The following is an 8,477-nucleotide window of genomic DNA, read 5'->3' as shown; positions in this document are numbered from 1 at the left end:
GTAGAAATATTCTCGAAATTAATGATTCAGAAATTGAAACCCTAAAATCACAATTATTACAGGAGATTAGTGAAATAGAAGATTCTCTTAAAGATAAAAACTCTGAGCTTTATACGATTTTAACAAAAGATGACGATAAGGACAATGAACTTAAGTCCTTCATTTCTAATTACAACACACAAGATATCGTTGCCTTTCAGAAAGGTAATGAATTGATGATTAAAATTATGGAAAAAGTCGCAAAATTACTTGAAAAAAATTGGGATGGCCCTCGTTATTCAAGGGAAATAGAATAATTTTTAAACATTTGCCACTTTTAAACTAAAAATAAAAAAGCATGATTTGCCCAGCTTTAAGAGTCTTAATAATAACCTCTTAAAACTGGGCAATTTTCATGCACTCTTGTCTTAAACATTCTAGCAGTTTTCAATAATGTTATGAGAATTATCTATTACGAAATCATATAGATACTCTTCTGCTGTTAGGTAACCTCTGATAAATTTTTGAAAGTGGTTCTGGGGTAAATAACGATAATCTAAATTACTACCATCTTCCGACTGCTTAATTTTTGGTAAATCATCCAGTGCTTCTCTCACTCCGAATATAGTTGGCAACATATTATCACTATTCGGTAGTTTACTAATCGGTTCTAACTCAAAAGAATCGACAAGCAAAGATTCACCTCCAATTACAATAACCCTCTCTCTTCTCTGTGGAACTCCAAATTCAGCTGAATTAATCTTATTCACTTTTATAGCTTCTACACATGAAAGCATATCATCTTTTATCATTGTAAAAAACTTACCACCATCTAAGTTTGTAATACCCTTTACATTTTCAAAAACAAAACCTGTTGGTTTAATTTCTCTAAGAAGATTAACATACGACTTAAATAACCAGTTCCTCAAATCATCTTTCCCACGTCGTGTATTAGCCGTTGAAAAACCTTGACAGGGTGGTCCTCCCAAGATAAATAAAGGTGTTTCTGGATCTCGTTCCTTTTCTTTTAGAGCGACTTCAACTATTTTGTTAAAAACCTCTGTATCATTTATATCACCAAGGATAGTATGTTCACCGATATTTAACTTATAAGACTCAATGGCATTTTTATCTATATCATTTGCAATTACAGGAGTCCAACCTGCCCAAATAAAACCTAATGCTAAACCGCCAGCTCCACAAAATAAATCTATAAATTTTCCTTTTTTAGGTAATTTTTTTGCTATTTGGTAAGCTAATAATGGCGGAACTGCATTACCAATTTGATTATTTACTGCAGTCTTAGAACCTAGAAACTCATAACTATCAGGAAACGTCTGAAGTCTTGCTGCCTCTCTTTGAGTTAAAGTACGATCTTGCTCGTAATGGATATGACATCCATTGCCTGGTCTATTAAAATATGTATTAATAGTATAAGAAGGCAAATTTGGCTGTAACCTACCATAGTACGTCGACCTGCTACCTTTCCCAGCCTTATAGCTTTCTCTAATTTGCTCCAATCTCTTTGAAGGCACTGATTCCGGAATATTCTTCCAATTTCCCCCTGGCGGAACATGGTTAATAATCTGCATATCTAAATCACTAAGTTTAGATGCGTAATGGTTAAAAATCATTTTAAATATTTCTCCCAAGTTTTTGATAGAATCGTAATATCATCTTTATTAAAATTAAATGATTTTGCTATAGAAATAAAGTCATCTTTTTTTAGACCATACATTTTTGCGACTAGAACCTCCAATTCAAAATCAACTTCAATTCCCCTCATTCTTTTTTCTACTAGTACTGTGATATCTTGATTCTCAACTAAATCAGGAACTTTTATTGTTTTAATTACTCCAACTGGCACATGATTCGAAACTAATTTGTTTCTAGTTTGAAATTCGAAAACAATTGAATTAAAGATTGCTAGTAATAACTTTAGCTTATTCAAGTCATTATTAGTACTATAAATCACTCCTAGAGAATTTCCAGCAATAAAATTTGGTTCAAGTAAGGTTGCTTTAATTCTCCTACTCTGAGTACTGCGCGATACATCACGCCAAACTAGCTTACTATAATTTACGCTTTTAGGAATTTTAATTTTGTTCGTATCTAAATATAGATTAGCATTTTCAAAGCTATATCGGTCAACCATAAATCCTTTAGCGAACATATATTTACTGAAGTCTATCAACTTTTCGCTAATTCTAGTCTCATCTAGTTCCCTAGTAAAAACTAAATCATTCTGCTCGCAAACTTCATTTAATGTTTTAAAGTCATCAAAATGGTTATCAAATTTTAACAACTCAACCCCATTCTCTAATCCAATTCTATATTCGTTATCTTTAATTCTTAATAAATCACTCGATTCGAAACAAGTACTTTCTTTTTCAAATTTTACATTATAAAGATTAATACTTATCTGTTCAGTAATTCCACTTGTCAATACTACAGTAACACTAGATACATCAGCACTGCCATATAGCTTTAATTTAGCTGGAAAATAGGAAATACTTTCAATCTTATATTTTTCAAATAAAACTTTTCTAAAATTGAATGAAACTTGATCATTAAACAAGGATGACGGAGAAACAAAACCGCAAATCCCACCAGTTCTCACTAAGCAAGTAGCAACTTCAACTCCAGCTCTACCTAAATTAGTACCCCATCTACCAAACTTACTCTTAGGCTGAGAAGTTACAAACTCTTTTTTGAAATAATCATCATATGCAGATAAAGCGTTTTTATAGCTATTTACAACGTCATCACTACTTCTGCTGTTGATTATCTTTAAAGGTTTCAAAAGACCCCAAGGTGGATTTGTTATACAAAAATCAAATAAGCCTATGTGATCAATATAGTTAACAAAAGAATCTGTTTTTTCAATTGATAAATTACCTTTGAAGCCAAGTTCTGACTTTACTTTATTTATTATGTGTTCACTCTTAGATAAGGCTTCATCATCAACATCCCAAAGAGTGATGTTGACTTCACGTCCTTTTAGTTTTGAAACTGAATTCAACTCTATTAGAAAAATTTGAATCAATCTTCCGTCTCCAGAAAATGGATCAATTATTGATAATTTACTACTATTTAATAAGTCAATTGGAGCTACGTCTATCATTCTCATAATTAACTCAGTAGCTACTCTATAATCTGTATAGAAACTACCTAATAATTTTTTTTCTCATGTTCTGTTTCTGATAATTCATCAATAAACTGATAATACGGTGTACTGAATAATTCTAAATAAAAATTTTTGATATCTATACACTCACTTTCTAAAACAAATCAACGTTAAGATAGGAAGAATTATTTTTTGCAATCAACTGTTATTATACCATAAAGTTAGATTTCAAATCCTTAATCTACTCTAGCTTGTCTTTTTTAAAATAATTTGATAAAATTTTGTTGTTCTATAAAACAACATAGGAGTATTATACCATGTTTTCAAAAAAAAATCTCAAAACAAAGAGGATTTCTAAAGGTTTTTCTCAGACTGAAATAGCTGATTTGCTCAATATCAATCGATCGTCATACAATAGCTGGGAATCTGGACGTGCCAAACCTAACCAAAAAAATCTAGTTGCACTTGCTGAAATCTTAGATGTTGAAGTATCCTACTTTGAATCTGAGTACAATATTGTCAATAATTATCTTCAGTTATCTCCTGATAATCAAGCAAAAGCTGAGGAATATGTTGAAGAATTACTACTTTCACAACAATACTCAAAAGCCACTCCACTTTTCACAGTGCAGGTACTATCAGATATCCAACTTTCTGCCGGTCTTGGAGAATCTTTATTTGATGAATATGAAACAGAAACTGTATACTCAGATGAAGAACAGCTTGGATATGATATCGCTGCCTGGATTAGTGGTAAGTCTATGGAACCAATCTATCAAGATGGTGAGGTAGCTCTTATTCGTTCCAGTGGATTCGACTATGATGGCGCAGTTTACGCTCTATCGTGGAATGATTCAGTCTTTATCAAAAAACTTTATCGCGAAAAAGAGGGTTTTAGAATGGTATCCTTAAATGATAAGTATCCAGATAAGTTTATTCCTTATGAAGATGAACCACGCATTGTTGGCAAAGTCGTAGGTCACTTTATGCCTATCATTAGAAGTTAAAACATATACAGGCATTATAGCAAATATCGAAAATGAGCAAGTACTGCTTAAAACACCAAGTGGCTACGAGAACATTCCAATTTTAGAAATCATCAATATCCAGTTAGAATCGGAGGGAAATCATGAGTCAGCTTGAATTTCATAAAAATGAATTGCAAATAGATTATTTCAGCGATAGCTATCGTAAATTTGAGACAGACTTCTATAAATATTCTGCGTTAGACATACCTTTGACTTTCTTAACGGATGACATCATGCTTACTATGGCTAAATCTATGAAGAACTACTTCAAATTAAATAAAGAAAATGCCAAAGATAATCGTGATCACTACTTCATTTTTAATATTGAAACCGTGAAAGAAAGTAAGTTGACTAGGAAGTACTCCTATCAGAAAACTGTAAGAAGTATAAAATAAAAGCAATAAAAACCTTGAATTTTTATGTTTCAAGACTTTTATTGCTTTTATTTGTGTAATCTAACTTCTACTTTTTCCTAGTTCAAACCCTGTTTACGCTTAATTTAGGGGGTACGTTTCTATTCCCACAAACTCCTTGTCAATGGAAAAAACACTGTACCCCCTAGGGTTTATGGAAATAGATTGACAGCCTATCAGGTTATCACATCAAGATACTCAACTTGTATTCTCACTTTGATACTTCCCCAGCACATAAGAAAAAGCCTTACCTACAAGGCTTTTCTTAACCCCTTTCGTTACAAGGTTTCTAGGCTTTTACAAGCAAAGCTACACACTCAACGTGATGTGTTTGAGGAAAAAGATCAACTGGTTGTACTTTCTTCAATTCATAGCCTAATTCTTGATAGAGTTTGATATCACGCGCCATAGTTGCCACATTACAAGATATATAGGCGATGCGGTCAGCTCCTGTTTGGGCACTTGCTTTGATGAAGCTTTCGGTCAAGCCCTTGCGTGGTGGATCGACTAGGATAGCTGTTGGTTGAATACCTTCTTTGAGCCAATTCTTCATGGCATTTTCTGCTGTATCACAGACATAGTGGGCATTGGTGATATCGTTCAATTCTGCATTCTTCTGGCTATTCTCAACTGCTTCTGGGATGACCTCAACTCCATAGACTTCCTTAACATGTTTCGCAACGGATAGTCCAATCGTTCCAATACCAGAATAAGCATCGATAACCACATCATCTGCTTTTAACTCCGCAAAGTCAATGGCTGTCTGATAAAGCTTCTCTGCCATTTCTGTATTGACCTGGTAAAAGGCTGGTCCAGAAATTTGGAAGCTATTGCCTAACATTTGGTCCGTAATGTAATCTTGACCATAGAGAACCCGCCATTCTTTCCCAAAAATGGCATTGGTATTCTGGTCATTGATATTTTGCATGACAGACACAATCTCTGGGAACTGCTTGATGACTTGTTCAATCAACTGTTCAACTCGGAAAATTTTAGGACGAGTTGTCACCAAAATAACCATAATTTGACCTGAATGATGGCCACGACGTACAACAAGGTTTCGAATCAGACCAGACTGTTCCTTCTCATCATAGGGTTTTAAGTCATAGCGACGAAGCAAATCACGTAAAGCCACAATAACTTGGTCAATCACTGGATCTTGGATATAAAAATCTTCAAGAGGCATCAGAGCATGAGAATTCTTACGGAAGAAACCAGTCTCTAGAACACCATTAACGCGACGAACAGGAACCTGAGCCTTATTACGATACTTGACAGGATTTTCCATGCCAAGAGTATCTGCGACCTCTATATCCATGATTCCAGCAATCTTATATAGGCTATCTTTTACTTGCTTGGTTTTAAACTTGAGCTGCTCTGGATAGGCAAGATGCCCAAAATCAGCGATACCTGAGCGTAGATAAGCTAGGTCAAGGTCTTGGTTACGATGAGGTGACTGAACAAGGTATTTTTCAACCTTCCCAAAGCCAATCTTTTTATTGACTTTAAGGACTCGCATGAGGATTTTCTCAGTTGGTAGAGCATTTTCTACAAAGAAAACCAAACCTTCTACCTTAGCAACTCCAGCACCTTCATGGGTCAAATCGACAATTTCAACTTCTACAATATCATTTTTCTTTAACATATTTTTCACTTTCTATTGGCCGACAAAAAAAGACGGCAACATTTCTGTTACCATCTATTATATCATGAAATGACCTAAGCACCAAAACTCTTGAAGAAGTTGACAATGGCTTGCCAAAGAGAGCTAAAGAAGTTGCCCCCCTCTTCTAGCGCTTTATTAGCATCAAAGTTGAGGTTGATATTTTTAAAACTATCTCCAGCTTGAGATACAATGCTTTCCTTGAGGTCATTTAGGGTTTTAGTGAAATCAGCATTGTTCAAAATGTCACTCTTTGAGAGGTTAAGGGCAAAATTGATGATGATATTGACCTGGTTTCCTGTTATGACCTGATCGAGTTTGTAGTTTTTTAGCGTGTCTTCAACGATTTTGCGGACATCTTCTTCTGTCAGATTTCCTTTGGCTTCTTTTGCCTTTGCGATTCCTGCCTTGATATCTGCCAAAGCCACATTGAGCTTATTGGCATCGTAGCCTGACTTGTCCTTGTTTTCAGCATTGATATCGGACAAGGCTTTTAGTTCTTCTTGGGCCAAGTCCTTATTGGCTTGCGGTACTTTAGCACCATTGGCCTCTAACGAGTAGTAAATCCCAGCTAGGGCGCTCTCACCTGTAACTGGAATAGGAGCTGCAACTGTGATTTTGGCATGCTCCACTCCCAGCGTCACTGCTGCGTTACGGTACATATCCTGCGTCACCTTGGTGATATTTTCAGGCGTTTCAATCTTGACTTCTAGAGGTGATTTGTCACCCAGCTTTTGAATCTTAGCCGACGAATAGAGCTGTAAACTAGCATCATTAGCCACATTCATGATTTTCGAATAGATATCAGGTGTCATAGTTTTGATATCTTTGGTGTCTTTCGATGCGTCATAGCCAAGTTTGCTAAGAGTTTGATTCTTCTGGTCTTCAGTTAGCGAAGAGCCAAGAACATATTCAGGTTGAACATAGGTTTCATCGATTACTTTTTGAACATCTGTTGCTGCGTGGACACTCGTCATAGCTGTTGCGGCCCACAATATTGCAGCACTTGTTAGAAAGAATTTCTTTCTCATAGGGTATTCCCTCCTTTACCTTTCTAGGGTAATAAAACAATCTTAAAGAAAGCTTATAGCGAAAAACATCTGGTCAAACCAGATGCTTAAAAGAAATTAAAGAATTTCATGATATACAGGTTAAAGCGTACCTGTCTCGAGTAGTAATAATTTCCTCCATTTTCATAGAGTTCTGCACCATGAAAGATAGAAATTGGGTTGATGTAGGTGTAGGTCTTTCCAGTGGTATTTCCAAGGATAGGAGCGACCGTTTCTCGGGAATAACGCTTGGCTAATGCTAGTGTATTTTCCTTGCCATTCTGAGCGATAAAGTCTATATAGGCAGGTCCAAAATTATAGGCTTGAACAGCTGTCCAGACATCCACTCCTTTGTTCTGTGCAAGATAAAGGTTATCTGTTAGAGTTTGAATTCCTTGTCGAATACTAGCGGCATCATCATTAATGGTATTGGTTGTACCACTAGCGGACTCACTAGACTGCATGACGTCCCGCTCTTTTCCTTTCGTTTCGGTATAAATCATGGCGAGCACCAACTCTTCATTTGCTGGAGTATCTCTTTCACTCAAGATTTCTCGAACCATAGGTTGGTAGGTCATGACTTGCTTTACATCCTGACGAATGTGATAGGCTTTGTATCCAGCAAAAAGAAGGACTGCTAGCACTAGCACTCTTCGTATTAGTTTAAACATTATTTACTTTGAATATCCTCTATATTTTTGATTAAAATGGAGTAGGTTCCATTGTCATTTTGAATGAACTCCACAGACTCAGCGTCTTGATAGACATTGTTGGGAACGATGAGCTCGATTCCGTTCGACAAGGACAGTTTTTGGTTTTCAAACTTTTTCAACTGACGACTGGCATCAATTTCATCAAATTGAACGGGCTCTGGTACGGCTTCCTTGACTTGGTCGATAAAGCTCAAACGAGCTGTCAGATTGTTATCAAAAAGGTCGTTAGCCAATTTCTCAGGAGACAACTCATTGTTTTCTTCCAGATTGTTGAAAATCGCTGATTTGACCTTGGATTGAAACTGAAAATCATCTGTGTTAAAGGACTCAGCAATTCTCTGGGCTGTTTTTTCCAATTCCTTGATGGATTTCTTGGGAGAAATCTTAGGAGCGACAGCAAGGAGATTTTCTGAAAAGTAGTTCAAAAAAGTTCCGTTGTACTTGATGCGTTTTTCTATCAGGTGGTACTTGCGACTTTGAAGATTGACGACCAAGGCCTCATCAG

General features: G+C 35.8%; 8 protein-coding genes and 1 pseudogene. 3 read left to right on the top strand and 6 right to left on the bottom strand.

The window, feature by feature from the left end:
* Positions 1 to 296: hypothetical protein (locus SORDD24_RS11330; RefSeq protein WP_196757284.1), on the top strand; the 296-nt coding region annotated here is incomplete at its 5' end.
* Positions 297 to 416: 120 nt separating this feature from the next.
* Here SORDD24_RS11330 and dcm read toward each other — a convergent pair.
* Complete coding sequence (gene dcm / locus SORDD24_RS07865) at positions 417 to 1,631, bottom strand: DNA cytosine methyltransferase (protein WP_196757283.1); 1,215 nt, start codon at positions 1,629 to 1,631, stop codon at positions 417 to 419.
* Positions 1,610 to 3,142 (bottom strand): annotated as a pseudogene (locus SORDD24_RS07860) (Eco57I restriction-modification methylase domain-containing protein); the annotation flags it as partial. The gene dcm and the pseudogene SORDD24_RS07860, both read right to left, overlap by 22 nt.
* Positions 3,143 to 3,423: 281 nt before the next feature.
* Between SORDD24_RS07860 and SORDD24_RS07855 the strand changes: the two are divergent.
* Complete coding sequence (locus tag SORDD24_RS07855; RefSeq protein WP_061409337.1) at positions 3,424 to 4,113, top strand: XRE family transcriptional regulator; 690 nt, start codon at positions 3,424 to 3,426, stop codon at positions 4,111 to 4,113.
* A 122-nt stretch (positions 4,114 to 4,235) separates the two neighbouring features.
* The gene (locus SORDD24_RS07850; protein WP_061409334.1) at positions 4,236 to 4,529 is read left to right on the top strand and encodes a DUF5960 family protein; all 294 of its coding nucleotides are present in this window, start codon (positions 4,236 to 4,238) and stop codon (positions 4,527 to 4,529) included.
* 307 nt (positions 4,530 to 4,836) lie between these two features.
* On the opposite strand, the gene rlmD is transcribed toward SORDD24_RS07850, so the two are convergent.
* The 4 genes from rlmD to SORDD24_RS07830 all read right to left on the bottom strand — a co-directional run.
* Complete coding sequence (rlmD, locus tag SORDD24_RS07845; protein WP_061409330.1) at positions 4,837 to 6,192, bottom strand: 23S rRNA (uracil(1939)-C(5))-methyltransferase RlmD; 1,356 nt, start codon at positions 6,190 to 6,192, stop codon at positions 4,837 to 4,839.
* Positions 6,193 to 6,266: 74 nt separating this feature from the next.
* Positions 6,267 to 7,241, bottom strand: coding sequence for a DUF1002 domain-containing protein (locus SORDD24_RS07840; protein ID WP_061409327.1), 975 nt, complete (start codon positions 7,239 to 7,241; stop codon positions 6,267 to 6,269).
* 86 nt (positions 7,242 to 7,327) lie between these two features.
* On the bottom strand, positions 7,328 to 7,930 hold the full coding sequence (locus tag SORDD24_RS07835) for a lysozyme family protein (protein ID WP_061409324.1): 603 nt from the start codon (positions 7,928 to 7,930) through the stop codon (positions 7,328 to 7,330).
* A partial coding sequence (locus SORDD24_RS07830) for a nucleoid-associated protein (protein WP_196757282.1) occupies positions 7,930 to 8,477 on the bottom strand: 548 nt, incomplete at its 5' end. The genes SORDD24_RS07830 and SORDD24_RS07835, both read right to left, overlap by 1 nt.

The sequence above is a fragment of the Streptococcus oralis genome, assembly GCF_001579175.1.
Lineage (GTDB): Bacteria > Bacillota > Bacilli > Lactobacillales > Streptococcaceae > Streptococcus > Streptococcus oralis_O.
This window is presented reverse-complemented; position numbering and strand designations above follow the sequence as displayed.